Origin of the sequence: Acinetobacter sp. YH12241 (genome assembly GCF_013417535.1) — a bacterium.
In the GTDB taxonomy this organism is placed as follows: domain Bacteria; phylum Pseudomonadota; class Gammaproteobacteria; order Pseudomonadales; family Moraxellaceae; genus Acinetobacter.
Window position 1 is genome coordinate 85224 of sequence record NZ_VPDQ01000003.1, and the last position, 26917, is coordinate 112140.

Consider the following 26917-nt stretch of genomic DNA (forward strand, 5'->3'; position numbering starts at 1 on the left):
ATCTATTTTCTATGAAACTCCTAACGGCATTGCTCAGTAGCATGTTACTGGCAGGTTGTATGTCCAATGATCTTAAAAAGTCAGAACAGCTTCTGCGAAACTTCAATTGTGCCAAGATTGATACAGCGCAAATGCCACACAGTAGTATGACGGATTATTATCAACACATGCTATACAGCAGCAAAACCAAGGTCGAATCTTATATTGAGCAATATCATCAAGGAGAAGAGCTTTTTGACCTGCCTTTATATGAAGTGGTAGAACAGCAATACAATCTTTATAAAGATGCCTGCCAGAATCTGGGGGGAATTTTATCTGAAGAGAATCAAAATTAAATTCGGTATTTATATATCGTACAGAAAAGCAGAGTCCATCCCTCTGCTTTTATTTTTCCTGAAATTAAAAATAGCGTTGATCAATACTGAATTTTTCAGGAAATTTAGGTTCAATATTGGCATAGAACGTCATGATCTCAGCCATATCCTGTTCATAATTTCCTGTTGGATAAATGATTTTACCTACGCCCGCTTCTTTTTTTGCATAATCCATATAAGCCAGCGCAATTGGCACACCCGCATTGATCGCCACATGATAAAAACCAGTTTTCCATTGTTCCTGACGGGCGCGTGTGCCTTCCGGTGTAACCAGCATGACTAGTTTAGGATGCTCTTTAAATAGACCTGTCATGACCTGAACCATGCTTGGACGTGGCTCACCCGGTTGTTTGGGACGACGGTCAATACCAATTCCACCCATTGCACGTACAAAAGGCCCAAATGGAAATTTCATATAGCTGTCTTTAATGGTCAGACGCACATTCACTTTTAATGCCTTTAAGGCCAAACGTGCATATAGTGCATCCCAGTTACTGGTATGTGGCGCTGCAATCATCACACATTGATCAAGGTCTTCGGGCCATTGGTCATCGGTTTTCCAGCCCATTAAATTTAAAGTTTTCTCAGCTAAATTTTCAAACACAGCTACATCACAATCATTATCAAAATTTCGCCACAGTCTAACAATGCAGCAGAATATAGATAGTGCATCCTGATCAATAAAACATCAATTAATATATATTTGTATTTTTAAGCTTTAGGAAGAATTTCAATTTATTGTTATTTGAATATTTCTTCTTTCACTACCTATTGCAAGCTCACTCTTTTAAGCAAATAGTGAGTTCAATTTATTTTACTGATTTATATATTTTTCCATCCTAATTTTAGGATATGTCGATTTTAGCTTTCTTTCTATACTTCGCTGACATAATAAATTTCAGGAAGATTTTCATGAAAAAGACTTTAATTTGTCTTGCCTTAGCGGGGTTACTTACAGCATGTGGCGGTTCAGATAATGATCGTACAGAGGGTTCATCACCTGTTCCACCTACAGCTCCGGTCGGGACCGAAACTGGTGTACTGACAGATGGAATTATCTCAGGGGTAACATATATCACCAGCAGCGGTGCGGAAGGGGTTACTAATGAAAAAGGTGAATTTAAATTTAATGATGGAGAAAAGGTTAAATTCCTGATTGGTGACGTACAACTAGGTCAAGAAATTGAAGCGAAAGAACGTGTTACTCCGTTAGATTTAGCACAAACTGAAAATGCACGTACCAATCTGATGGTGCTTTTACAGTCTTTAGATACAGATAGTAATCATGACAATGGGATTAGCATCAGTACTGAAGCTGCTAATGCCCTTCTTAATAAAAGTTTAGATTTTTCTAAGGCCCCTACAGCATTTGCTACAGACGTGGTATCAACAGGCGTAGTTACCACAGAAAAATTGATTACACCTGAAAAAGCTGCAGAAAACTTCCAGTCAACTTTCTATAAAGATATTGCCGGTACTTGGGAAATTGGCCGTAATGCAAACAGCGCTGTTCTAATCCATATTTTAGAAGATGGCCGTTATGCCTTAGGTCAAGCAGAAGCTGCTGATGGTGATGGAACGCCTGGCATTGAAACTGGAGAGTTAAACTGGAATGCAACTACCAGTGTAATTTCACCGCGTATTATTCAAGACAGTAATGGTGAATGGGGACTCTCACATCCTGCAGGAGGCAAACCTTATACGTTAAACTATGATGGAACGACCTTAATTCTGACAGAACCGGGGATCAATACCGAATACCGTTTAAGCCGCGTCAAACAGTCTGCTAATGGTCTGGTAGGTGCATGGAGATTTAGTGACACCCATTTATTTGCCTTCTTTGACACAAACTATTATTTCTTCCTGGACACTGAAGGCGGAGATGATTGTGGCTGGCCTGGTATTGAATATGGCAAATTTATCCTCTCAGGTAATACACTTACGACCACTGAAGTTTTATTCGATACCAATGAATGTGGCGGATTACAAGACAGTTCCGATGGCAGCAAGACCATTGCAAACATCAATGTATCGGCTGAAACTCTGATCTTGCATCCACAAGGTGAAGGTCCTGTAACATTACAGCGCGTTAGATAATGAGCACTGCCTACCTAAAGAATTATCTTTAGGTAGGTTTAATTAATATGTTCAAAATGAATCGTACATCCCATCAATAAGTGCATCAGCTCAATTTGTGAAGTGCAGTCAGTTTTTTCATAAATATTCTTAAAATAAGTGCGTACTGAACTTAAAGTGATCCCACATTTCACTGCAATTTCTTCTAATTTATAGCCATTGATTAAAAGTTCACACAAATCAAATTCACGTTTTGACAGTTGATATGCTTGCTGCAAATAAGCTCTAGATAATGAATAATGCCGGTTTTTGTCTGTCATAAATACAGCAATCTGATGCTGAGCTTCAGAAAATTGCTGCATTTTTCTCAACCTTTTAAAAGGCACAACAGTGAGCATCAATTGCTGTCCTTTAGAATCCTGCAAAGCCAAGACCCCGCCTATTTCACTCGACATACTGGTATCTTCCAGCAAAGCACTCGATAGCAATCTTTCCAGACGTTCCTGATCACCTACCGGTGTTTTCAGCCGGTTATGCATATCCATTTCCAGACATGTTGAAGCTTCAATCATGCTTTGTGCTAGTGGATTTGAATAAGATAACTTGAGATCCTGATCCAGCAAAATAATACCGATTTTTAAACAGTCTAATACGGTATATAAGCTGATATTGTCTTGTTGTACCAAACTGATTTGCCGATGAATCTGTAAAGAGCGACGCAAATGTATGCCGATCCGTTTGAGAAAATTCAGTTCAGCTACTTCAAAACCTTGAGTGTGCGGAGCACGATGTAGTCCCATGACTGCCCAGCGATAATTTCCTCTGTCCAGTAATACTCCCGCCATATATCCTATCCCTGTAGGCTTAAGGCATTTTTCATAAAAGATATACTGCTCTGTTCCAGGTTGATCTGCATAATGACGGCAGTCCTGATTAAGTGCCTCCCCCATATCAATTTTATTCCATAAAGGCATATGCAGCTTCATGTCAATGACCCGAATCCGTTCCTCCTGATAAGCAGCCAGACTTTCTTCCGGGATATTGTAAGTATAAACAAAGTCATAGGCTGGATTGAATTGATCAAGGCCGGTAAAAATTGCACTATGACTCTGGGTATATTGCACAATATCCTGAATGACCTCTAGCCATAAAGCAGGCAATAAAGCAGCATCATATATTTTCGCGATGATATTATTTTCCTGTTCTGCTTTCATGACCGCTCTTATTAATAATTATTTCTATCAAATCATAACCTTAAGGTTTATAAAATAAAACTAAAGAAAACCTATCGCTTATTTTGTATTTTAATTATCTTAGTTTCTCATCTACATATATTTAATCCGTTTCACTTAACGAATCAATTTTTAACAAGATCTCTCTGTATATTGATAGCTCATACTCTTAATGTAAATCCTAATACAGAAGAACAAGAGGATGATCTTCAATGAAAAAAATATTATGGCCTGCTTTATTGGTAGTAACAGTTACTAGTTTAAGTGCATGTTCTAAACAGAATGACCGCGATATGGCCAGTGCAGATACTCAATCTAATACCACAAATGCTCCTGTTACTACAGAGACTACAAATAGTCAAAGCAATATGAGTACTGAGATGAGCAGTAATGCTACTGTCAACTCAAACTGGGCAGGCGAATATGAGGGTGTTTTCCCGTGTGCTGACTGCGAAGGGATTAAAGTTGAACTAGATCTTAATCCTGACAAAACTTATGAATTGAGTGAGGAATATTTAGGTAAAACTGGAAATAATGAAACTGAGACCAAAGGTAGCTTCACTTTCGATTCTCAACAACCTTCTATTATCGTCCTAGATGGAAAAGCTGAAAACCGGAAGTTTTATGTAGGTGATAATTTCGTTGAAGCTCGTGATATAGAAACAGGTAAGGAAATACAGAGTAATCTGAATTATAAATTAGTTAAAAAATCACCTTAATCATTTTGTAACTTAATAAAAATCCCCGCAAATGCGGGGATTTTTTATTTCAACTATGTTGAGGGTAAATTATTTACCGCCAAACACATATGAAACACCTACACGGCCACCAACTTCGTTACCGCCAGCGAAACCAAGAGCAGCACTTAGAGAAGTACGGCCATCAGCGAATACGCTTGCAACACCTAAAGCACCGGCAGTTTCACCTTCATAGTGACCTACACCACCGAATACTGCGAATTGACCAGCACCGATGTTAGGAATTTGTTGTTGAGCAGCTAACGCAATTGCAACACCACGGTAAGCAGTTTGCTCTACGTCATCAATACGGCTGTTCAAACGAGCTGCTGTAGAATTGAATTGAGTTAAACGAGTATCAACTTCTGCAATTTTAGCATCGATAGCGGCAGTTGCACCACCTACAGCCGTACCTACTTCAGCTTTGATATTATCAACAATACTTACGCCACCAATTTGGTAATCAGCCGCGTTAATTACGCCAGTTGTATTAATACCTTCAGCAGTAATAGTAGTTTGAGCTGTTACAGCACCATCTTTAGAGTTAGTAGCTTGTAAACCATATGTATTGCCTTCTGTGCCACTTGCAATAATACCTGTAACAACTTCTTTAGAAGTAGTACTTACTACAGAATCTGCACCTGGTTTAATAAAGGTTGTGCCTTCATCAAATGTCCAGTTTGGATCTGTACTACCAACAATTACACCTTCTGCATTGTTACGTGTTGTAACAGACTCACCATAAGTAACAGCTGTTTGATTAACACGCTTAGTTTCGATACTAGATGTAGTAGTACCACCTTTAGAGAAATCTGCTACACCTGTTGCAATTTGATTTAGATCTTCTGCTGTCAAATCTGTTAATGTCAATACACCATTTACATCTGACTTGTAGAAACCTTCGCCAATAATTTCAATTACTTGATCACCAGTTTCGGTAAGATAAGAACGAATTTCCTTACGATCTGCTGGATTGACAGTACCCGCAGTAACTGTATTTTTTGTATGTGTACCATTTACATAGTCAATAATAGAACCTTCACCTTCGTTAGAAGTTAGAAGAATGCCATTACCTGTTACATATGTGTTTTGGTTATTAGCTTGTTGATATTCTTGAGCCCAAATACCATAGACTGGTTTATCACTTACTCGGTCAATGTAACCAGCTGCTAAATATGAACCATATGCATTAGTAGTTGTTACACCACCCTCTGTTACGGAACCTGAGATTTCCGCTAGGACTTCACCTGTTGGATCAACTAATTGACCATTTAAAGTTAAGTCTGTAACTCCAGTCGTAGAAGTCGTTACGCTATCATAACCCCAGTCTGCATATTCACCGAAATGTTGCTCATCTGGTGTACCTACAACTGGTGGAGTTTGGGTAAAATTAGTTTCAATTTGACCACCAATTAAAAGGTTATACCCTTCAGGAAGCTCTGTACCAACTTCGGTTAATGTGCCATCAGCATTTTCTTTATAAAAAACATCTGAACCAATCACACCATTACCTTGGTTCAAATTTAACTTAATCAGTTGATCCCCAGCTGCATTTTGATATAACCATGCATCAGAAAGTGTTTGTGCGGCATTAGCACTAAAACCTACAAACGCTAATGCAGCTGCCAATAGAGATTTTTGAAATTTCATATAAATTTCCTTCAATTTTTATAAAAAGACTGGTCTACCCTAGGATGATGTAAACCAGCAAAACTGAGTTGAATGTCTGGTTGTTCTGGAGACTGCCATCCACCCCCTGCCGCTGCTATAGCGGTCTTGCAGCAATAATATACAAAACATAACAAATTTATCAATCAAAATTTGATTTATTTTTAAATTATTTTTCTTAATATTACTAAAAAAATGATAGCTTAATTATAAGATACTGTTTTATTTGAATTATTTTAAATTAATATACATCAACTGAAAGTTTATATTAATAGATTTATTTACTAATAGATTATTTAAGTTAAACTAAAAATATTAAATTTAAGACATAAAGAAAATTCATTACAAATAATTACAACAAGTTATCTTAAATAAAGTTGTTACAATTGAAATATTTTCGAAGTTTTCTTAAAATTAGGCTCTGAAACATTGTAGTATTTAAAATACTTTTTAAGGCTAGGCTTAAAAGTATAGGAATAGATAGAAGGAATTTATGAGCAGCCAAAAAGAAAAAAATCTATTTGCTGAACGGCTGAAAAGTGCTTTAACAAATGCAAGACATCCTATAAGTCCTACTTATTTATCAAAAGAATTTAATTATCGTTATGACGGTCCAGCTATTTCAGTACAGTCAGCAAATAACTGGTTGTTAGGAAAGGCAATTCCTAGCCAAGATAAATTGGCAATACTCGCAATTTGGCTTAATGTTTCCAACCAATGGTTAAGATTTGGAGACCATGATTTTAATCCTGCCCCTCAAGTTTCAGAACATGATACTGAAGATTTGGATTATTATTTAAAGTTTCGCTCTTTAAAAAATACCCAGAAAGATATTATTAAAAAGTTGATTGATGAATTTAATCAATTGTAATCTTTTGAGTGAAGTAAGCTAATAGCTTTCTATGTTCATATTCACTTTTCTTTAAACGATCTTCATACTCTCTTAATTTTCGGTATAAAGATTTTAATTCATCTTTACTCACCAATACAAGTTTAGATTGATCATCTGAACTCTCACCCTCATTTATAACTGTATTGCTCATATTGCCATATATATCAATTATATTTTGATCAAATAATAAATCAAAACTTTACAAAAACCAAGCCTAAAAATATTACAAAAGTAAACATTTTTCATTTATTTAAAAAAAATTGAATACTTCATCAATCATTTATGACTATAAGTCAACTTAAGTCTCAAATTCTACTATATTTTTCACGAAAATCTCACTTTTATTTTATTTAAAATTAAAAAAATCCCCACAAATGCGGGGATTTTTTACATCATATGATCGAACGATGAATTACATCATACCGCCCATACCACCCATGCCGCCCATATCAGGCATAGCTGGTTTTTCTTCTGGAATTTCAGTAATCATACATTCTGTTGTTAACATCAAGCCCGCTACAGATGCAGCATGCTCAAGTGCAGAACGAGTTACTTTCGCAGGGTCAAGAATACCCATTTCCAGCATGTCACCGTATTCGCCTGTCGCAGCGTTATAGCCATAGTTACCTTCACCGTTCTTCACAGCATTGATCACTACAGATGGCTCATCACCAGCATTGGCTACGATTTGACGAAGAGGAGCTTCGATTGCACGACGAAGAATGTTGATACCTACGTTTTGGTCATCGTTAGCACCAGTCAAACCATCAAGTGCAGATGCAGCACGTACCAGTGCAACACCACCACCTGCAACAACACCTTCTTCAACTGCAGCACGAGTTGCATGAAGTGCGTCGTCTACACGGTCTTTCTTTTCTTTCATTTCAACTTCAGTTGCAGCACCGATTTTGATGACTGCTACACCGCCTGCCAATTTAGCAACGCGTTCTTGAAGTTTTTCTTTGTCGTATTCAGAAGTAGATTCTTCGATTTGAGCACGGATTTGCTGTACACGTTCAGAAATCTGATTTGCATCACCAGCACCATCAACAATCACTGTATTTTCTTTAGATACAGTTACTTTGTGTGCAGTACCTAAGTGTTCAAGTGAAGTTTGATCTAACTGCATACCGATTTCTTCAGAAATCACAGTACCGCCTGTCAGGATCGCGATATCTTGAAGCATTGCTTTACGACGGTCACCGAAACCAGGGGCTTTAACAGCACATACTTTGATAATGCCGCGCATGTTGTTTACTACAAGTGTAGCCAACGCTTCGCCTTCAACATCTTCAGCAATGATAAGAAGAGGCTTACCAGTTTTCGCAACAGCTTCCAAAACAGTGATCAATTCACGGATGTTGCTAATTTTCTTGTCAACCAACAGGATGTATGGGTTTTCAAGTTCAGCAGTCAACGTATCTTGTTTGTTTGCAAAGTATGGAGAGATATAACCACGGTCAAACTGCATACCTTCTACAACATCAAGCGAATCTTCGAAGCCTGAACCTTCCTCAACAGTGATTACGCCTTCTTTGCCCACTTTTTCCATTGCTTGTGCAATCAGAGAACCTACAGTGGTGTCAGAGTTTGCAGAGATCGAACCGACTTGCTCAATCGCTTTAGAATCAGAAGCAGGTTTTGCAGTTTGTTTAATGTTTTCAACAACAGTTTTCACTGCAAGGTCGATACCGCGTTTCAGATCCATTGGGTTCATACCCGCTGTTACTGACTTGATCCCTTCGTTCAGGATTGCTTGAGCCAATACAGTTGCAGTTGTTGTACCGTCACCTGCGATATCATTGGTTTTTGAAGAAACTTCACGAACCAGTTGCGCACCCATGTTTTCGAATTTGTCTTTTAGGGTGATTTCTTTCGCAACAGATACACCATCTTTAGTGATGTGCGGTGCACCGAAAGAACGGTCGATTACAACGTTACGGCCTTTAGGACCTAAAGTCACTTTCACCGCATCTGCAAGGATGTTCACACCAGCGATCATTTTTGAACGAGCTGAATCACCAAATTTTACGTCTTTAGCTGACATATTTGACTCCGAATATTGTTGTATCTTTACAAAATCTGAATTGGAATGAGTAAAACGATCTGGCGCAGATTAAGCTTCTAATACTGCCAGAATGTCAGACTCTTTCATGATTAAAAGTTCTTCGCCGTTTACTTTTACAGTTGTACCTGCATAAGTACCGAACAATACTTTGTCGCCAACTTTTACGTCTAACGCGCGTACGCCATTGTCAGTGATTTGACCATTACCAACTGCAATGATTTCACCTTGTGCAGGTTTTTCAGCAGCAGAACCTGGAAGTAAGATGCCCCCAGCTGTTTTTGTTTCTTCTTCAACACGACGAATAACAACGCGGTCATGTAATGGACGAATGTTGCTCATAAATAACTCCATCAGACTAAGTCTTTTTTAGATCACCGATGACGACTTATTTATTCCATTGGTCATCATCAAAATTTTTTGATGTCCTTTTTATGGAGATGGAATAAAACGCTTCAAGGGCAAAAATGAAAAAAAATTGGTTTTTTTTTAATTTTTTGATGGATTGCGTATTTTTTGTCTATTTATTTATGGGATCAGGCTGTGGAACAAAGGTTTTTAACTGTTCATCAAAACAATATTGCGTAATTTTTCCTGTTTCATCAATTGCATTAAAGCTATTCGGCTGATTCTTATCGAGCCGATGTGACGCAGAAGTCCCGGCATGTACATCATAAACCGGATGATCTCCTCCCAATTCGAATATATGGTTCAAATCATAGACTGCGGTATGATGCAAATGCCCATGCAATACAGCAAACAGACCATGTTGCGACCAAGACTCCAATGCAATTTTGGCCATCAGGGGAATATCCTTAAACCCCCGCCTATTCTGAAATGGCACATAAAAAGGTTGATGACTGACAATAATCTTAATTTTGGAAGCAGGTGCCTGCTGTAGTTTTAGGTCAATCCTTTGAATCTGCTCAAGTGATAAATGGCCTTTGGTATGATATCGACGTCTAATTGAATTTACCCCAATCAGATAAAAATGTTCAGTTTCTAAAACAGGCTCGAGTTCACCGAAAAATAATTGATAACGGGTAAATGGAGTAAATAGCCGATTCCATAAATGATAAAGCGGAATGTCATGATTCCCCGGGATCACCAGATAAGGCGTATTCAACTGATCCAGAAACCGTTTACATGCAAAGAACTGCCCTAAACGTGCTCGCTGGGTGAGATCGCCACTGACTACCACCGCTTCCAGTGCATGATCCCGACAAAATTGCTGGATGGCTTCCAAACATTCAGGTCTTTCTGTACCAAAATGTAGATCAGAGAGATGCAGAATCATGCGGCACCATTACACTTAAACTATTTTTTAAAACTGAAATATTTAACGGTGGTGTTATTTCTACCGTTTCCCCATCTATGGCAACCATTAATTTTTTGCGTTTAGACTCAATTCGCACCTGATCTGCAGCAAAACTATAGACATCGGAGGCTTCATCAATTTTGCCCCGAATTAACTGATATACCAGCTTGAATAACGTCAGCTTGTCACTTTTAGAGACCACAACCCCAGCCACCTTCCCTTGCTCAGCAGCTTGGGCAATCCGCATTTTCATGTCTGCTAACTGTAGTGGATTATTGCCAAAGAAAATCAGTGGAGTTTTGACCGGATATTTCTTCTGATCTACCCAGATTTCCAGTTTTAATTCTTTACGGTCACGAATCAACACATCGAGTGCTGAGGTATAGGCATGTAAAGGGAAACGGCCAAATATGCGATTATAGTCTTCACGTTTTTTAATAAATAAGGGATATAAGCCCAGACTAGCATTGTTCAGGTAGATTTCCTGATTGATGCGTGCCACATGGATACGTTTGGTTTGACCCGTTGCAATGACTTGTGCGGCTTCAACCAAATCTAAGGGAATATCCAGCAATCTTGCCGCATAGTTAAAAGTACCTAGAGGCAATATTCCGACTGGAATATCAGTTTCAAGCAGGTGTTTGGCGACAGAGTTCAATGTTCCATCTCCTCCTGCTGCCACGACCACACCATGATCCGGCGATTGTTGATGCCGTTGCAGCACTTCAGCAATGACTTTTTTGAACTGTTCTGGATCGTTGATTTCAAAGGCTTTAGTCTCAAAATCATGCGCTGCAAAAATATCTAGTAATTGCTCATATTTTTCTTGTTGGTCGAATAGACGGAAACCAGAATTATGATTATAAATAATGGATAAGGGTTTAGATTGATTAGACATTTTTTACACAGATTGATGCACACCTATTGGCATTTTGTCCAATTCATAAACAATTAATAGTTGCTTTATGTAAAATTCGAATGGCGACCATTTATTTAATCAATAACAAATATAACTGAACAATTTTAATTAAACATTTGATTTAAATAAAAATAATTAAAATAAATACCACACATAAAGTTAATAAATATATATTTAAGATTTTTAATTTATTTATATCTTATTGTTTTATATAAATTTAAACAGAAAATAGCATAATATTCCAAATAAAATCCAGCACTTCTTTAGTCTTATTTTTTTGATGATTTTATGCTTTAATACAGCCACTTTTTTTCATATTTCATCTGGCCAGTATTTTATTGACCAGATTGTACTTTGTACAAAATTTTGTACACATTTGAGATAGGCCTCACCATGACCCAAGTGAACGCACCAGAATTCGTTCGTCACCCTAAGCTTATTGCATGGGTGGAAGAAATTGCTAAATTAACAAAACCAGCAAAAATTGAATGGTGTGACGGTAGCGCAGAAGAATATCAACGTTATATCGACTTGATGATCGCTAACGGCACAATGCAAGCGCTTAACCAAGAGAAACATCCTGGTTCTTATCTTGCAAATTCTGATCCCTCTGACGTTGCTCGTGTTGAAGACCGTACTTTTATCTGTTCTGCAAATAAAGAAGATGCTGGCGCGACCAATAACTGGGAAGATCCAGCAGTTATGCGCGAAAAATTGAATGGTCTGTTTGATGGTTCAATGAAAGGTCGTACCCTGTATGTGGTTCCATTCTCTATGGGTCCATTGGGTTCACACATTGCGCACATCGGTATCGAATTAACTGACTCTCCTTATGTAGCAGTCAGCATGTCTAAAATGGCTCGTATGGGTAAAGCTGTTTATGACGTTCTAGGTACAGATGGTGAATTTGTTCCTTGCGTACACACTGTGGGTGCACCACTTGAAGAAGGTCAAAAAGATGTTGCTTGGCCTTGCAACAAAGAAAAATACATCGTGCACTACCCAGAAACTCGTGAAATCTGGTCATTTGGTTCTGGTTACGGCGGTAACGCATTGTTAGGTAAAAAATGCCTGGCTTTACGTATTGCATCTTATATGGGTCGTCAACAAGGCTGGTTAGCTGAACACATGCTGATTCTTGGCGTAACTAGTCCTAAAGGTGAAAAACACTACATCGCAGCTGCATTCCCATCTGCTTGTGGTAAAACAAACTTCGCAATGCTGATTCCACCAGCAGGTTATGAAGGTTGGAAAATTGAAACTGTAGGTGACGATATTGCCTGGATCAAACCAGGTGAAGATGGTCGCTTATATGCAATTAACCCTGAAGCTGGTTTCTTCGGTGTAGCTCCTGGTACAAATACCAAAACGAATCCGAACTGTATGGCAACGCTTCATAAAGACGTGATCTATACAAACGTTGCTGTAACTGACAACGGTGAAGTTTGGTGGGAAGGTCTGACTAAAGAAGCACCTGCGAATCTGACTAACTGGAAAGGCCAACCACATACTGGCGAAGAAAAAGCGGCTCATCCGAACGCTCGTTTCACAGTTTCTGCTGGTCAATGCCCTTCTATCGATGCGGATTGGGAAAATCCAGCAGGTGTTCCAATTTCTGCGTTCATCTTCGGTGGTCGCCGTGCAGACACAGTGCCTCTGATTTCAGAAGCATTTGACTGGGTTGATGGTGTTTATAAAGCTGCAACCATGGGTTCTGAAACAACTGCTGCTGCTGTTGGTCAACAAGGTATCGTTCGTCGCGACCCATTTGCGATGCTTCCATTTGCTGGCTACAACATGGCTGACTACTTCACTCACTGGTTAGAAATGGGTGAGAAAGTTGGCGAGAAAGCTGCTGCTGCTGGTAACAAGCTTCCTGGTATCTACAACGTGAACTGGTTCCGTCGTGATGCTGAAGGTAACTTCGTATGGCCTGGTTTCGGTCAAAACATGCGTGTTCTTGAGTGGATCATCGATCGTTGTGAAGGTCGTGCTGATGCTGTTGAAACTCCAATCGGCCGTGTACCTACTTACGAACAGCTAAACTGGACTGGTTCTGATTTCACTAAAGAACAATTTGACCTGGTAACTTCTCAAGACAAAGATCAATGGATCAAAGAACTTGAAAGCCACACTGAATTGTTCAACAAATTGGGTGATCGTCTGCCAGAAGCGTTGAAAAAACGCCAAGCTGAACTTCTTGAAGCGGTTAAATCTGCTTAATTGCTGATTTAATTTTAAAAAGGTCGCGTAAGCGGCCTTTTTTATTACCTTAAGATAAGGTTAAAGCCAATTTTTTAATCTATTTTACATCTAAATAAAAACTACCTTTACCATTCATTAATCCCCTTAAAGAACAGCATTTAACCAGTTAATCCAATATAAAAATCAAGCAATTACTCTAAACAAATGGTAAATTTATGTTTTATAAAAATATTTGAAAACTACATTATTTATTAAGACTAAAGTCCTATAAAAAGAGAAAACTTGGAGGCGTATAAGTATATGAAATCTCCTCACTTTCTCTCTCACTAAAACATAACTTTTTAGATTTTATAGCAATGAAAATTTAAAAAAGATGTGTTTTACAGCATTCCTTTGGAGCAATGTTGTGAATCAGCCACTTCCTGAAGCTGCTACACCGCAGCTTGATCGTAAAACACGGGTTAAATCTATTCTCGGTGGTTCTGCAGGTAACCTGGTCGAATGGTACGACTGGTATGTTTATGCAGCCTTTACCTTATATTTCGCTTCACAGTTCTTCCCTGATGGCGACAATACCGTCAAACTTCTTCAGGCTGCTGCTGTATTCGCACTTGGTTTCTTGATGCGTCCGATTGGCGCATGGATTATGGGGATTTACGCTGACCGTAAGGGTCGTAAAGCCGGTTTAACACTTTCTGTATCTTTGATGTGTGTCGGTTCCCTGATTATTGCCTGTGCACCCACCTATGATTCAGTGGGCATGCTCGCCCCTGCGCTGCTGTTATTTGCTCGTTTATTACAAGGTTTGAGTGTAGGTGGTGAATACGGTTCAAGTGCCACTTACTTGACTGAAATGGCAGGTAAAAATCATCGTGGTTTCTACTCAAGCTTCCAGTATGTGACCCTGATCTCAGGTCAACTATTGGCACTCTGTGTCTTGATCTTCCTACAACGCACTTTGACTGAAGCACAACTCACTGAATGGGGCTGGCGTATTCCCTTCTTGATTGGTGCATTCTTAGCGATTGTGGTGTTCTGGATCCGTCGCGGTCTGGTAGAAACACAATCTTCAAAACAGGCTGTTGAACAGGCGAAAAAAGGTGGTCCTAAATCCGGTGCCTTAGCATTATTCACTAAATACCCTAAACAGGCATTTACCGTGATCATGCTGACCGCAGGTGGTACTTTAGCTTTCAATACTTTCACTACCTATCTGCAGAAATATCTGGTGAACACTTCAGGTTTTGAAAAAACCACAGCGACTGAAATCACGACTCTTGCGATCTTTGTATTCATGTTATTGCAACCAGTTGTGGGTGCACTTTCTGACAAAATTGGCCGCAAGCCAATCATGATTGCTTTTGGTGTGCTTGGTGTACTATTTACCATTCCTATCTTTAATGGCTTAGGCTCAACTACCAACCCAACTACAGCATTCATGCTGTGTATGAGTGGTATGGTGATTGTGACTGGTTACACAGCGATTAATGCCGTAGTGAAAGCTGAGCTATTCCCTGCCCATATCCGTGCCTTAGGCGTAGCTTTGCCTTATGCGATTGCCAATACACTATTTGGGGGTACAGCAGAACTGGTAGCTTTAAGTTTTAAAAATGCCGGCCATGAAAACTACTTCTTCTATTACATTACTTTTATGATTGGCCTGTCGCTGCTCACTTATGTCTTTATGAAAGACACTAAAAAGCACAGCATGATTACTGATGACTAAGTAACTGTATTGCTTTAGGAGCTTTCCGGATGGAAACATTCGGAAAGCTTTTTTATTGGAATTTTATGTTTACTGCCATTCCGCTATTTCGTTGCTATGGCATACTTGTCTGATAAAAATACGGGAAATCATCATGATGAAAAAAACAGTTTTTTTACTCGGCTTAACTATCGGCACTTTAGGCCTGACAGCATGTCAGACGGCACCTCAACAATTTAACGGTCAGACCGGTTATGAAATTCTGGAACGTTCAGAAAATTCCGCAACCTTAAGCTATACATTAGCAGGACGACCAAGTCAGGATGAAAACAGGTTACAGGCTGCTTGCAGACAAGTTCTTGGAACCTCTAAAAGTTATAATATCCAGATTATTAATAGTCAGGAAATAGTTAACCCAACTCCTGAACAGGTTCAGTATGGCCGTCAACTCGGGGATAGCCGCACCCAAATCAGTTTGAGTAATACACCTGATTTATATAACAGTGAAAATCCGGGTGCCCGAGAGGCATTAGAAGCTCGCCCTACCACTGTACGTGTGATTCGCTATACCTGCTCATAAAACAGAGCATAAAAAAGGGCTTGATGCCCTTTTTTCTTTTTCAATTCTTGGATGTTATTTAGTTCGATAGAAGCTGACATTACGGAATTCTGGTGATTCATCCAGATCTGGCCAGGTAGTCGCACTACGTTCATCCAGTTTGAGATATTGCGGATGACTAAAATTTTTCACCCGACTATCTGCGACCCAGACTTCTGGTGCAAATTTCAGGAATTCATCCAGGAAGAAACGGTTACACTGATCATAAAGCACATCTGCCGCTAGCAGTATATCCACCTGTTCTGCTTTATAGAGATCATCCAGATATTCCAGCTCAACATCATTTAACTCAGCATTGGCACGACAGGCATTCAGACTGACCTGATCGATATCACAACAGATCACACGTTTGGCTCCTGCCATTTTCGCTGCAATAGCAACAACACCTGATCCTGCACCAAAATCTAGTACCACTTTGTCTTTGACATGATGCGGTTCAGCCAGCAACCACTGTGCCATGGCCAATCCTGATGCCCAGCAGAAGATCCAGTACGGCGTATCATTCCAGATACGACGAATCACTTCATCATCTAGTTTGTCTGTCGGAAAGACTGGTGGAATCAGCCAGAGTGAAATCGGTGTTTCTGGTAGCTGCTGTGCCATCAGTTCACAATTAGGAATAACTTGGTGTAAGGCTTGAAGTAAATGCTCAGGGGCTTTAGGAAATTGGAAAGTACAGCTCATGAAGAAAGCCTTGATGCGAAAATATCTTTATTGGAATTTATACATTAATCGGATACATGACCACGTCATTCGCAGCTGTTCGAGGCAGACTGAAATCTAATTCGTCCTGTTTTTGCGACACATCAACCACGCAAAAGAAATATGACGAGTTCTGCGAATGACAAATGGTTTTGGTTACTTTTGCCGAAACAAAAGTAACGAATGAGCTTCTTACATCTATAGTCACAACGATACAACTCCGCCGTAACTAATTAAAATTTCAATTAACCCAAAGCCTTCTCAGCAGCTTCTACAGTTTGACGAATCAGCGTAGTGATTGTCATAGGACCTACACCACCCGGAACTGGGGTATAAGCAGAAGCAACTTCTTCAATACCGACTAATTGAATATCACCCACACCACCGCCATCACGTGGGTGGAAACCAGCATCAACAACCACTGCACCTGGTTTAATCCAGTCTTTCTGGATCAGTTCAGCTTTACCCACCGCACCCACAATAATGTCAGCTTGTTTTACAAATTCTGGAAGGTTTTGAGTACGTGAATGGCAAATAGTCACTGTAGCATTCGCTTCAAGCAACATTGCTGCCATTGGTTTACCTAGAATCGCAGAACGACCAACCACTACCGCATGTTTACCTGCGATTTCAATATTGTTTTCTTTCAGGATAGTCATGATACCTGCAGGAGTAGCAGAACCATAAGCTGCTTCACCCATCGCCATACGACCATAGCCCAGACAAGTCACACCATCGACGTCTTTTTCAAGCGAGATAGCATCAAAACAAGCACGTTCATCAATTTGCGCAGGTACTGGGTGTTGTAAAAGAATACCGTGAACATCCGGATTTGCATTCAGTTTTTCAATTTCAGCCAGCAATTCTTCAGTAGTCGTTTCTTTTGGAAGCTCAACTTTTAGTGAATCCATACCAACACGGCGGCAAGCATTGCCTTTCATACGAACATAAGTTGCAGATGCGCCATCGTCACCCACTAAAATAGTCGCAAGAATTGGAGTACGACCTGATTTTGCTTTCAGCGCTTCTACGCGAGTTAACAAGTCAGCTTCAATTTGCTTCGCCAATGCACGACCGTCTAAAACTAATGCCACGGCACTTCTCCCAAGTGTTGATATGAATCAATTTTGCACATTCTACATGATAATTCTGAATATTTTCCGCCATATGCTGTTTTTATGCGCATACAAATGAATATCCTATTGTTTTTTTTTCAGAGCTTGATAATATACGCATCAACAAGACGCGGCGGGGTGGCAGAGTGGTCATGCAGCGGACTGCAACTCCGTGGACGCCGGTTCGATTCCGACCTCCGCCTCCAATCTTGTTAAAGCCCGAGTGGTGAAATCGGTAGACACAGGGGATTTAAAATCCCCCGCCCACAAAGCGTGCCAGTTCGAGTCTGGCCTCGGGCACCATTCTTCTACTACTGAAGATGGTGCAAATAAAGAACCCAGCTAAAGCTGGTTTTTTTATGCCTGTAATTTGCTAAATCTAATTCTCAATAGAATTCTATAAGCATTCGCCAACCTGCTCTGCTTTCAAAATATTATCCAGCAGAGCGTAAATAACCTTCCAGATCCTGTTCCAGTTTTTCCTGAAAATGAATCGGCTCAATGATCTTTACATACGGTAGCCAGTAACGTACCAGTGGCAATAACTGCATTTCATGACGAATCTGACAACTAATTAACAATTCTCCAGACTCTGATTCCTGTTCGATCTGCTGTTCCGGAAATAAACGGCGCTCTTTAAAAAATACCGTGACTTCAGGTTGCACCTTCATCAAAACCTGCTGTTTTTGCTGACCAAACCAGATGCTGTCTTCATCTGCCAGCATTTTCAGAACTTCAGGATCATGCTCAAAGCTTTCATTTTCAAAAACCAGTTTGACTTCCTGCAACTGACTTAAACGATAAGTTTTGAGTTCAGCTTCAGTGACACCAGCCAGATACCAGATGCCATGATGATGAATCAATCGGTATGGCTGGATGATCCGTGTTTGTTCGGAATATTGCAGCTCAATCTGCTGCCGTTTATAGATCGCCCCTGCAAGCAGCTTGAAATGCTCGGCAAACTGTTTGGCATCTTCAAAATAATAACCTTTTGCCGAAAATACCTGATTTGCCCGCTCATCCAGCAATTCACGAATAAAAGACATATCCAGTGCCGGATACAGCTCACTGATTCCGGACAACTGTGCAAAATTCTGGATATCCTGCAACTTGAAACGCCCTAAATATGAAGGCTCAAGATAATAGCGTTTGGTATTTTGATCCTGTATGAGCGGTAAATACGCATTCAGACGAACAAAATCACGTTCAATAGTACGGGTGCTGACCTGAAATTCTCGTGCCAGCTCCTGTACACTTAACTGATGCCCTATATTAAGTTTGGTTAAAATATTTGCCAAACGGTCTGCGAGGCGCTCATGCGTTGACGCATTGCCCTTCATAAATACCCTCTTCGTGCCGCTTGTGCAGCACAATGATTCATCTGCTTAGAATTTTTAAATTATGGGAAAATTATACAGCCAAATAAAAACGAGATTAGAGTTATTCACTTCAACTTAAGGCTAATAGGCAAGGTGTTTTTTAAGCTTTTTTACGACGTTTGTAGTGAGGTTTCGGTGCTGAGTGGCTCAGCCGTTCCATATAGCGTTCCAGATGCAACATGGCTTGATACAGCTTGTGTAGATCGGAACGAAGTAACTGATTACGGATAATCGCTTTATGCAAACGCTTCAATGCACGAAAGCCATGTTCATGCGTATAAGGGGTGGACACTATCTTCATAATATACTTCCTTTTAATACGTGACATTTCATCTAATACCAAACAATTTAGTCAGATTATATTTAAGCGCTAATTTACTCCTCAGTTTTGACAGGTTGTGTCGAACAATCGACACTTTTTACCGTTTTTTAAAATTTGTATCCCTATTTCAAGCAATTAATTTAAATTAGTTATCGTTTTTTATGCAAAATAAAAGCCAACAAAAGTTGGCTTTTAGTATTTCTATCACAAGAATAATTAGATGATTTCCACCACAATCTTACCGATATGTTCACCTGTATCCATCGCTGCATGCGCATCCTGAATCTGGTCAAACTTGAAGGTTTTATAGATCATCGGTAAACATTCACCTTTTGCCCAGAGTGGTGCCACATGCTCTTTCAGGCCTTGGGCAATTTCAGCTTTCTCAGCCGTATTGCGTGCCCGCATGGTAGAACCAGTAATGGTCAAACGTTTCATCATAATTTGACCCAATTTTACCTCCTTAGCCTTAGCACCGCCCAGGAATGCGATATACACCAGACGACCATCACGACGCAGCAGATTCAGGTTTTTCTCCAGGTACGGTGCACCTACCATATCCAAGATCACATCTACACCAGCATTATCCGTGGCTTCATTGATGACCTGCTCAAAGTCTTGGGTCTTGTAATTGATTCCTGTGGTCAGATGTGAAATTGCCTGGATTTTTTCATCACTACCTGCTGTCGCAAAGGTTTTGATGCCTAGAGATTTACATAGCATTAAGGCCGTGGTCCCAATCCCACTGGTACCGCCATGAATCAGTACAGTCTCTCCTGCCTTAGCCTTACCCATCTGGAACACATTTGCCCAGACAGTGAAAAAAGTTTCAGGAATCGCTGCAGCCTGTACAAAACTCACACCTTCAGGAATGTTTAAAGTCTGGCTCTCTGGCACAACGCAATATTCTGCATAACCACCACCATTGGTCAGGCCACAGACTTTGTCACCTACTTTAAACTGACTTACTTCACTTCCGACTGCAACCACTTCACCGGCAACTTCCAGACCCGGTACAGGAGTCACTCCCTTAGGCATTGGATACAAGCCCTGACGCTGCAAGATATCCGGACGGTTAATCCCGAAAGCATGTACCTTGACCAGCACTTCGTCTGCTTTAGGCTCAGGGATGGCAACGGTTTCATAAGCGAGTTTCTCTACACCGCCCGGTTCTGTAATGATGACTTGTTGCATGCTGTATTGCGTCATGGATTCTTTCCCTAATATTCATGTTTCGTATTTTTCGAACTTATTTGAACATAGAAATGCTATGGATTGAAGCAGCATGGACTTATGTATAATCAGCTGCCTATTTAGTAAATTGATATAAGACCATTGATGACAATAATTACAAAAGCGAAAGTAGAGGATATCGACGCTATTCTTGAGATCTGGTTCAAGGCTTCTTTAAAGGCACATGATTTTATTCCGGCTGATTATTGGGAAAATCAGCTGCTTCCAATGCGAGATGTATATTTACCCTTAGCAGAAAACTATGTCCTTAAAGAAAATCATACGGTGCTTGGCTTTGTTTCATTATTAAAATCGGAAAATGTATTAGCTGCACTTTTCATTGATCCTGAGCAGCAAGGTGCTGGCTATGGCCGCCGTTTGGTTGATTTCTTAAAACAGCAATGTAATCAGCTGCATTTAAATGTCTATGCTGCAAATACATCAGCAGTTCATTTTTACCAAAAGCAGGGTTTTAAGATGATCAATCAAGGAATCGATGAGAATACCGGTCAAGCTGAACTCACTATGAGCTGGTTTAAATCTTAATTTTGAAATGATGAGAGCAAATTCATGTCAGCAGTCATCCCCTACAATGAAGATAATTACAGTAACTTCGAATGGTTTGAAGGCCTTGCTGTGAACCGGTTCTATGCTGACTGGTGCAAGCCTTGTGTACAAAATTTTCCGGTTTTTGAGGAACTGGCAGTACAATATGCTGGGCATAACCCAGAAATTAAGTTCGGTAAAATCAATGTCGATCAATCACCGATTCTGACCTTACGCTATAACGTTTATGGCCTACCTTCTACTCTTATCTTTAAAAATGGGCAGATTATTCATCGTATTGCGGGTGTGAAAAGCTTGTCTGAAATGAAATCTATTTTGTCTCAAGTTCTGAATAAGTCATCCGATTCCGACTGATTCGAATAAGCAATTTCTTATTTAGCAGATTGATCTGACATCTGCACAAACTGCATCAGGAATTTGCGTACCAGCGGCAATACAAGCAGAATCAGTGGAAATGCCACCAGCCATGACAGCCCCCAAGCATGTAACCATAGCGAGATAAACGCATCGCTCCAACCTCTATTCAGCAGCATATTAAAGCAGGAAATCGCACCGCTCATAATGCCGGAAAGGATTAAGGGCATTAACCAGTTCAGATGTTTTGGGTGAAATTTTGGGAGATTCTTTTTCATAAATGACCTTTAGAATACTTACTGTTCTTCACTTTGGGCTTTCACTGTCTGTTTTAAGGATTTCATAAACTGGGCAAATTGCGGCAGGAATTCCTTGAAGAGTGGCAACTCTTTATTTTCCAGCATGACTTCACTAAACAGTTTTAAGCCGATAACAAATGCTTTGGTACTTTCCTCATCTAGCAACTGACTGGCTTGAAGTTTTTCCAGTATTTTAAAGATGTCATCGTGATTACCCACCTGAAACTGTAGCTCCTCAGTATAGGTTGATGGATTACCTTGGGCATCAGCCAGATGTTGAACAGTCACTTCATAGAGATGTTGTTTCATGTCCTGCTCCTACAGTTGACGGATATTAATTGCAGCCTGTTCAATCTGGGCAGCAATATCACTGATCTGCTCTGGACGAAGTTCATTTTGCAGTTTGAATCGTAGTGAAGCTTTCAGGCTTTCCATTGAATTATGGATATCGATATAGCGCTCATCTTCTTGAATGCGGCGACGGGTTTCAAAACGGCTAAGAACTCTTTGTAGAGTTTCCTGATTATCTTTCAGATGCTCACGACCTTTATCAGTAATGTGATATTGCTTACGTTCATCCACACTCATGATCACTTGGGTATATTGCTGTTCTTCAAGATAGTTAATTGTTGGGCAGATCGTACCTGTACTCGGCTTATAGTTACCTCCAACCAGCGCAGCTACATCTTTAATAATGTCATAGCTAAACTTGGGCGCTTGAGCAATAAAATGCAGCACGAGCAGTTTCATTTCACCTGCTTCAAAGAGCCGTCTACGAGGTTTTGGAGAGTTTTTTCGCTCTTCTTTTAATGCAGAATCAGAAGTTCTAGACATACAAAAGATATATCTTAAATTTAATTAAGATATATCTTATCATAGATAATATTGAATTTATTTCAAGTGAAGCAATAAAAGTTAAATTTAAGAAGAAAAAATAGGCACGAAATACTTGTGAAAAAATCCTTCCTTATAAAGCCATTTTCTCAGTTGAGATTACAACAATTAACTAGGAACTTTTTTTATAGTTACTGTCTTATCTAAATGTATAAAAATAGATGATTTATAATCTTAGTCCCTCAACTTAAATTTTAACTTTTATATTCTCGCACCATCCGATCACTGACATCTTCCGGATAGCAAAACGGTGCATAACCACCAGCACGGTTATAAGCACTACGCTTGCCGCAACGACTACCATTACGCGCTGTATTGTATGGACAAGGACAATTTCCCGGATAGCTTTCAATCGACTGTTGAATAATCTTCTGTTTAATTGCTTCCGTACTTTGGCTGCTCTGCTTGGCTTCTGCTCCAAAAGCTACACATAGTCCAACTAGTAATAATAATTTTTTCATACATTCCCCCCATCTACGGAGCATTGTATAAAGCTACATATAAATTGAAAGATCACATTTTGAATAACCGAATGATTTTCAAACATTCAAAATTCAGGCAATAAAAAACCCGCCTTACAGCGGGTTTTTCTTAAAATCAGTCCAGTCTTATAGACGAACCAATTCCACAATTTTCTCAGCCAGTTCTTCAACTGCTTCTTGCGCGTAAGTCACATCTGTACCTTCTGCAAGGTCAGTAATGACTACTACACCAGTTTCACGAACAAGTGTAACCTGTTCAGCAGTCAGACCCGCTTTCGCAATTGCAACCACACCTTGTTGAATCAACAGGCTTTCAAGTGCTTGAGCATTTTCCAGTGCTTTTGCAGTTACTGTCACCGCAGCAGGTTTTTGACCCAAACGTGCAGCACGTGCTTCAGCAGTTACAGGTTCATTGTGTGCAGTCCATTCCACTGCAGCTTCAACCATACCCGCTCCAACAGTCACGTTGCTTAGACGGTCGATGAAAATGAATGAACCGGTGTAACGGCTGTCTTGATAACGGTCAAATACCACTGGCGCATCAAATTCGATAGTGACATCAGCAATCGCATTCAGATCCAGCTGCTCTACTTGTAGTTTTTCCAATGTATTGACATTGGTACGGTAGTTAATTTTCGCAACTTTCGCTGGAATAGTTTGAGTACCAAACTTCACATTATAAAGTTTGCCAACGACTAGCGGTTGATCGTTCATCCACACTACAGACGCACGTGCAGAACGTGAAATCAGTGGTTGTTCGCCAGCTTTCACCAACACGTTACCACGTGAAATATCGATCTCATCGTTCAGTGTTAACGTAACAGCTTGACCAGCTACAGCATGATCCAGATTGCCATCAAAAGTGACAATTTCTTTTACTGTTGATTTCTTGCCAGATGGCAGCGCAACAATTTCATCACCAACTTTCACTTCACCCAGTGCGATCGTACCGCAGAAACCACGGAAGTCGAGGTTAGGACGGTTGACATACTGAACTGGGAAACGGAATTCATCTTTGCTGGTATTACGTGTAATTTCAACGGTTTCCAAAGTTTCCATTAAGGTCTGACCTTGGTACCACGGCGTATTTGGTGATTTGTTTACAACGTTATCACCGTTCAACGCAGAAATTGGCGTGAACACAATATTTTCAGGTTTACGATCGCCCAACTGGTTCACGAACTCGTTGTATTCAGCCTGAATTTCATTAAAGCGTGCTTCAGAGAATTCAACCAGGTCCATTTTGTTCACTGCAACCACAATATTACGAATACCTAGAAGGCTCGCAATAAATGAGTGACGACGTGTTTGAGTCTGAACACCGTAACGCGCATCGATCAGGATAATTGCAAGATCCGCAGTAGACGCACCAGTTGCCATGTTACGGGTGTACTGTTCGTGCCCCGGGGTGTCAGCAATGATGAACTTACGTTTTTCAGTAGAGAAATAACGGTAAGCCACGTCAATCGTAATACCTTGCTCACGTTCAGCTTGCAGACCATCGACAAGCAGTGCCAAGTCAGGAGCATCACCAGTAGTACCGACTTTTTTAGAGTCACGGGTAACCGCTTGCAGCTGATCTTCATAAATCAGTTTTGAATCGTAAAGCAGACGGCCGATAAGAGTAGATTTACCATCATCCACGTTACCGCAAGTCAGGAAACGCAATAAGTCTTTATTTTCGTGCTGTTTCAAATAAGCCAAAATGTCTTGGCTAATAAGTTCTGATTGGTGAGACATCGCTCATAGCTCCACAAATACGTTGAAATCGTTTCTAATCTTCAAATCCACCTAAATCCTCCTTTACTAAAGGAGGACTTTCCTCCGCTTTTTTAAGCCCCTCTTTGGTAAAGAGGGTGAGCAGCACTGCTGCGCAAGGAGATTCTTAGGAGGAGATTTCTTAAGATTCTTAGAAGTAACCTTCCTGCTTTTTCTTTTCCATCGAACCTGCTTCGTCATGGTCGATCATACGGCCTTGACGTTCAGATGTGGTCGCTAAAAGCATTTCCTGGATAATTTCCGGTAAAGTTGTTGCAGTTGATTCAACCGCACCCGTTAATGGGTAACAACCTAAAGTACGGAAACGAACCGATTTCATTTGTGGCACTTCGCCTGGATTCAGGCGCATACGCTCATCATCAACCATGATCAGTGTACCATTACGCTCAACGACTGGACGTTCAGCAGCTAAGTACAATGGAACAAGTTTGATATTTTCTAGGTAGATATATTGCCAGATGTCCAGCTCAGTCCAGTTAGACAGCGGGAATACACGAATACTTTCGCCTTTGTTCACTTTACCATTGTAAAGGTTCCAAAGTTCTGGACGCTGGTTTTTCGGATCCCAACGGTGTTTAGAATCACGGAATGAATAAACACGTTCTTTGGCACGTGATTTTTCTTCGTCACGACGTGCACCACCGAAAGCAGCATCAAACTGATATTTATCCAGTGCCTGTTTCAGACCTTGGGTTTTCATAATGTCAGTATATTTAGAGCTACCATAGTCGAATGGGTTTACGCCCACATCACGACCTTCTTTGTTCTGATGCACGATCAGATCAAAGCCATGTTCTTTGGCCATGTTGTCACGGAACTTGATCATGTCTTTGAATTTCCAGCCGGTATCTACATGAAGTAGCGGGAATGGAAGTTTTGCAGGATAAAACGCTTTCAGTGCTAAATGCAGCATGACTGCTGAATCTTTACCGATTGAATAAAGCATAACCGGATTTTCAAACTCGGCAGCAACTTCGCGAATGATGTGAATACTCTCAGCTTCAAGCTGTTTAAGATGAGTAAGTCTTTCCTCATTTAATGACATGGACAACCTGCGTATTACACGTGTACTTATTACACTTTATAAAATTTATATTCATTATAGTGATTAACTTTTCATAACGATTGCTTGTTTTGTGATATTCATATATTAAAACGTCATATAAAAATTCACTAATATCAACTATCAGTTTTTATGAATCTGATAGCTTAGCTAAATAAAGACAATTGATTGTTTAGTCAAAGCACTCTGGAAGATTACTTTTAGCAATGAAATGATATATTAATCATCTAAACGGACAGTTCACATCGTGGTGAAAAAAAATTAGAGTAGGATTAGTTCTTCCAATTTATAAACTATGTATGCCTTATAACGAATTTGATTTAGATACTTTAAAATCCCGTCTGGAACAGGCAAAACTTGCCGGTTTTATTTACCAGCACCAGCAACATATTTTGGTTCTTCAGGAACCCTATACTGAAGATGGCAGTCCTTTAAACATTTATATCCAGCATGAATTGACCGCGGATCAGATTGGCATGCAGTTTGGCCTGCGTAAGCTGAACGGTCAATGGGAATACCTGCTCGGTATGACTTATAGCAACCAGCAGGCAGGTTACGAAATAGGTGCCGGCAATCTGAGAAGTGATCAAAAAGCTTTCAATCTGCTTTATGCTTTCTATAACTATCCTAAAGCCTTTTTCTTGGTGGCCCTTCCTTTGTCTGCAAATACTCAGGCATTGGAACAGGCTCTCGATGAACAACTATTTAATCAGCCTGAACTTAAATTTCTGGAGACTGCAGTAAAAACCAATCCAATGGGCGAACAGGTGCAATGGATGAAGAACTATATCCTGCAACAAGCCCTAGAAATGAAAGTCCGTATCCAGACCGCCATCCTTTAATTCTTTTATACATCTACCTAGGGACAGAAAAGCAAATGTACACAATTGCTTTTCTATTCTTGAGATAAAACCTCAG

At 40.0% G+C, this 26917-nt stretch carries 29 protein-coding genes and 2 tRNA genes; 12 read left to right on the plus strand and 19 right to left on the minus strand.

The features are described 5' to 3' along the window. Positions 1-11: 11 nt before the first annotated feature. Positions 12-335 carry a hypothetical protein gene (locus tag FTV18_RS02950; RefSeq protein WP_125278719.1) on the plus strand — a complete coding sequence of 108 codons (324 nt, stop codon included), beginning with the start codon at positions 12-14 and terminating at the stop codon, positions 333-335. 64 nt (positions 336-399) lie between these two features. Here FTV18_RS02950 and FTV18_RS02955 read toward each other — a convergent pair whose 3' ends face one another. After that, on the minus strand, positions 400-978 hold the full coding sequence (locus FTV18_RS02955) for a 1-acyl-sn-glycerol-3-phosphate acyltransferase (protein WP_125278720.1): 579 nt from the start codon (positions 976-978) through the stop codon (positions 400-402). 308 nt (positions 979-1286) lie between these two features. On the opposite strand from FTV18_RS02955, the gene FTV18_RS02960 reads away from it, so the two are divergent. Then, a complete protein-coding gene (locus FTV18_RS02960) occupies positions 1287-2471 on the plus strand; it encodes a hypothetical protein (RefSeq protein WP_180016817.1) in 1185 nt (394 codons plus the stop codon). A 38-nt stretch (positions 2472-2509) separates the two neighbouring features. Here FTV18_RS02960 and FTV18_RS02965 read toward each other — a convergent pair whose 3' ends face one another. Next, entirely contained in the window at positions 2510-3664 is a 1155-nt protein-coding gene (locus FTV18_RS02965; RefSeq protein ID WP_180016815.1) for a helix-turn-helix transcriptional regulator, read from the minus strand. Between the two features lie 230 nt (positions 3665-3894). Between FTV18_RS02965 and FTV18_RS02970 the strand changes: the two genes are divergently transcribed. Beyond that, positions 3895-4401 carry a copper resistance protein NlpE gene (locus FTV18_RS02970; RefSeq protein ID WP_179992094.1) on the plus strand — a complete coding sequence of 169 codons (507 nt, stop codon included), beginning with the start codon at positions 3895-3897 and terminating at the stop codon, positions 4399-4401. A 69-nt stretch (positions 4402-4470) separates the two neighbouring features. On the opposite strand, the gene FTV18_RS02975 is transcribed toward FTV18_RS02970, so the two are convergent. Beyond that, positions 4471-6069, minus strand: coding sequence for a YadA C-terminal domain-containing protein (locus tag FTV18_RS02975; RefSeq protein ID WP_180016813.1), 1599 nt, complete (start codon positions 6067-6069; stop codon positions 4471-4473). A 511-nt stretch (positions 6070-6580) separates the two neighbouring features. On the opposite strand from FTV18_RS02975, the gene FTV18_RS02980 reads away from it, so the two are divergent. After that, complete coding sequence (locus FTV18_RS02980) at positions 6581-6958, plus strand: hypothetical protein (protein ID WP_179992096.1); 378 nt, start codon at positions 6581-6583, stop codon at positions 6956-6958. Here the strand turns inward: FTV18_RS02980 and FTV18_RS02985 are convergent. The 5 genes from FTV18_RS02985 to FTV18_RS03005 form a co-directional block, all read right to left on the minus strand. Next, a complete protein-coding gene (locus tag FTV18_RS02985; protein WP_180016811.1) occupies positions 6945-7130 on the minus strand; it encodes a hypothetical protein in 186 nt (61 codons plus the stop codon). The two genes, FTV18_RS02980 and FTV18_RS02985, sit on opposite strands and share 14 nt — an antisense overlap. 261 nt (positions 7131-7391) lie before the next feature. Beyond that, positions 7392-9026, minus strand: a complete 1635-nt coding sequence (groL, locus tag FTV18_RS02990; protein ID WP_005234685.1) for a chaperonin GroEL — start codon at positions 9024-9026, stop codon at positions 7392-7394. Positions 9027-9095: 69 nt separating this feature from the next. Next, positions 9096-9386 carry a co-chaperone GroES gene (gene groES, locus FTV18_RS02995; protein ID WP_004646315.1) on the minus strand — a complete coding sequence of 97 codons (291 nt, stop codon included), beginning with the start codon at positions 9384-9386 and terminating at the stop codon, positions 9096-9098. 178 nt (positions 9387-9564) lie between these two features. Next, positions 9565-10341, minus strand: a complete 777-nt coding sequence (locus FTV18_RS03000; protein WP_180016809.1) for a metallophosphoesterase — start codon at positions 10339-10341, stop codon at positions 9565-9567. Next, positions 10322-11260: a diacylglycerol kinase family protein gene (locus FTV18_RS03005; RefSeq protein WP_180016807.1), complete on the minus strand. Its 939-nt coding sequence runs from the start codon at positions 11258-11260 to the stop codon at positions 10322-10324. The genes FTV18_RS03000 and FTV18_RS03005 overlap by 20 nt, the downstream gene beginning before the upstream one ends. 414 nt (positions 11261-11674) lie before the next feature. On the opposite strand from FTV18_RS03005, the gene FTV18_RS03010 reads away from it, so the two are divergent. The 3 genes from FTV18_RS03010 (at position 11675) to FTV18_RS03020 (ending at position 15771) form a co-directional block, all read left to right on the plus strand. Further along, positions 11675-13504 carry a phosphoenolpyruvate carboxykinase (GTP) gene (locus tag FTV18_RS03010; protein ID WP_034706283.1) on the plus strand — a complete coding sequence of 610 codons (1830 nt, stop codon included), beginning with the start codon at positions 11675-11677 and terminating at the stop codon, positions 13502-13504. Positions 13505-13859: 355 nt separating this feature from the next. Continuing rightward, entirely contained in the window at positions 13860-15212 is a 1353-nt protein-coding gene (locus tag FTV18_RS03015) for an MFS transporter (protein WP_218945520.1), read from the plus strand. Between the two features lie 136 nt (positions 15213-15348). Continuing rightward, positions 15349-15771: a hypothetical protein gene (locus tag FTV18_RS03020; protein WP_034590028.1), complete on the plus strand. Its 423-nt coding sequence runs from the start codon at positions 15349-15351 to the stop codon at positions 15769-15771. A 54-nt stretch (positions 15772-15825) separates the two neighbouring features. Here FTV18_RS03020 and FTV18_RS03025 read toward each other — a convergent pair whose 3' ends face one another. Together FTV18_RS03025 and folD are read right to left on the minus strand one after the other, a co-directional pair. After that, positions 15826-16494 carry a methyltransferase gene (locus tag FTV18_RS03025; RefSeq protein ID WP_034704932.1) on the minus strand — a complete coding sequence of 223 codons (669 nt, stop codon included), beginning with the start codon at positions 16492-16494 and terminating at the stop codon, positions 15826-15828. 263 nt (positions 16495-16757) lie between these two features. Beyond that, positions 16758-17606 (minus strand): bifunctional methylenetetrahydrofolate dehydrogenase/methenyltetrahydrofolate cyclohydrolase FolD, encoded by an 849-nt coding sequence (gene folD / locus FTV18_RS03030; protein ID WP_004782941.1) that lies wholly within the window; start codon positions 17604-17606, stop codon positions 16758-16760. A gap of 153 nt (positions 17607-17759) precedes the next feature. On the opposite strand from folD, the gene FTV18_RS03035 reads away from it, so the two are divergent. Both FTV18_RS03035 and FTV18_RS03040 read left to right on the plus strand, forming a co-directional pair. Further along, positions 17760-17833 (plus strand) — tRNA-Cys (locus FTV18_RS03035). An 11-nt stretch (positions 17834-17844) separates the two neighbouring features. Beyond that, positions 17845-17930 (plus strand) — tRNA-Leu (locus FTV18_RS03040). A 131-nt stretch (positions 17931-18061) separates the two neighbouring features. Here FTV18_RS03040 and FTV18_RS03045 read toward each other — a convergent pair. From FTV18_RS03045 to FTV18_RS03055, 3 genes are all read right to left on the minus strand, one after another. Continuing rightward, complete coding sequence (locus tag FTV18_RS03045; protein ID WP_179992100.1) at positions 18062-18967, minus strand: YafY family protein; 906 nt, start codon at positions 18965-18967, stop codon at positions 18062-18064. A 139-nt stretch (positions 18968-19106) separates the two neighbouring features. Continuing rightward, the gene (locus FTV18_RS03050) at positions 19107-19307 is read right to left on the minus strand and encodes a hypothetical protein (protein ID WP_179992101.1); all 201 of its coding nucleotides are present in this window, start codon (positions 19305-19307) and stop codon (positions 19107-19109) included. Positions 19308-19544: 237 nt separating this feature from the next. Then, on the minus strand, positions 19545-20537 hold the full coding sequence (locus tag FTV18_RS03055; RefSeq protein ID WP_180016803.1) for an NAD(P)H-quinone oxidoreductase: 993 nt from the start codon (positions 20535-20537) through the stop codon (positions 19545-19547). Between the two features lie 129 nt (positions 20538-20666). On the opposite strand from FTV18_RS03055, the gene FTV18_RS03060 reads away from it, so the two are divergent. Beyond that, positions 20667-21107, plus strand: a complete 441-nt coding sequence (locus FTV18_RS03060) for an N-acetyltransferase (RefSeq protein WP_180016801.1) — start codon at positions 20667-20669, stop codon at positions 21105-21107. 24 nt (positions 21108-21131) lie between these two features. Further along, positions 21132-21482, plus strand: coding sequence for a co-chaperone YbbN (locus FTV18_RS03065; RefSeq protein ID WP_180016799.1), 351 nt, complete (start codon positions 21132-21134; stop codon positions 21480-21482). Between the two features lie 17 nt (positions 21483-21499). Here the strand turns inward: FTV18_RS03065 and FTV18_RS03070 are convergent, their stop codons facing one another. The 6 genes from FTV18_RS03070 to cysD form a co-directional block, all read right to left on the minus strand. Further along, positions 21500-21760 (minus strand): DUF2798 domain-containing protein, encoded by a 261-nt coding sequence (locus tag FTV18_RS03070; protein WP_180016798.1) that lies wholly within the window; start codon positions 21758-21760, stop codon positions 21500-21502. A gap of 18 nt (positions 21761-21778) precedes the next feature. Further along, the gene (locus tag FTV18_RS03075; RefSeq protein ID WP_125278733.1) at positions 21779-22090 is read right to left on the minus strand and encodes a DUF3861 domain-containing protein; all 312 of its coding nucleotides are present in this window, start codon (positions 22088-22090) and stop codon (positions 21779-21781) included. A gap of 9 nt (positions 22091-22099) precedes the next feature. Continuing rightward, a complete protein-coding gene (locus FTV18_RS03080; protein ID WP_179992107.1) occupies positions 22100-22615 on the minus strand; it encodes a PadR family transcriptional regulator in 516 nt (171 codons plus the stop codon). A gap of 254 nt (positions 22616-22869) precedes the next feature. Further along, entirely contained in the window at positions 22870-23136 is a 267-nt protein-coding gene (locus FTV18_RS03085) for a hypothetical protein (RefSeq protein WP_180016796.1), read from the minus strand. A 147-nt stretch (positions 23137-23283) separates the two neighbouring features. Beyond that, a complete protein-coding gene (cysN, locus tag FTV18_RS03090) occupies positions 23284-24897 on the minus strand; it encodes a sulfate adenylyltransferase subunit CysN (RefSeq protein ID WP_180016794.1) in 1614 nt (537 codons plus the stop codon). Positions 24898-25066: 169 nt separating this feature from the next. Then, positions 25067-25981: a sulfate adenylyltransferase subunit CysD gene (gene cysD / locus FTV18_RS03095; RefSeq protein ID WP_180016792.1), complete on the minus strand. Its 915-nt coding sequence runs from the start codon at positions 25979-25981 to the stop codon at positions 25067-25069. Between the two features lie 317 nt (positions 25982-26298). On the opposite strand from cysD, the gene FTV18_RS03100 reads away from it, so the two are divergent. Further along, positions 26299-26841, plus strand: a complete 543-nt coding sequence (locus tag FTV18_RS03100; protein WP_034704963.1) for a hypothetical protein — start codon at positions 26299-26301, stop codon at positions 26839-26841. Positions 26842-26917: the final 76 nt, after the last annotated feature.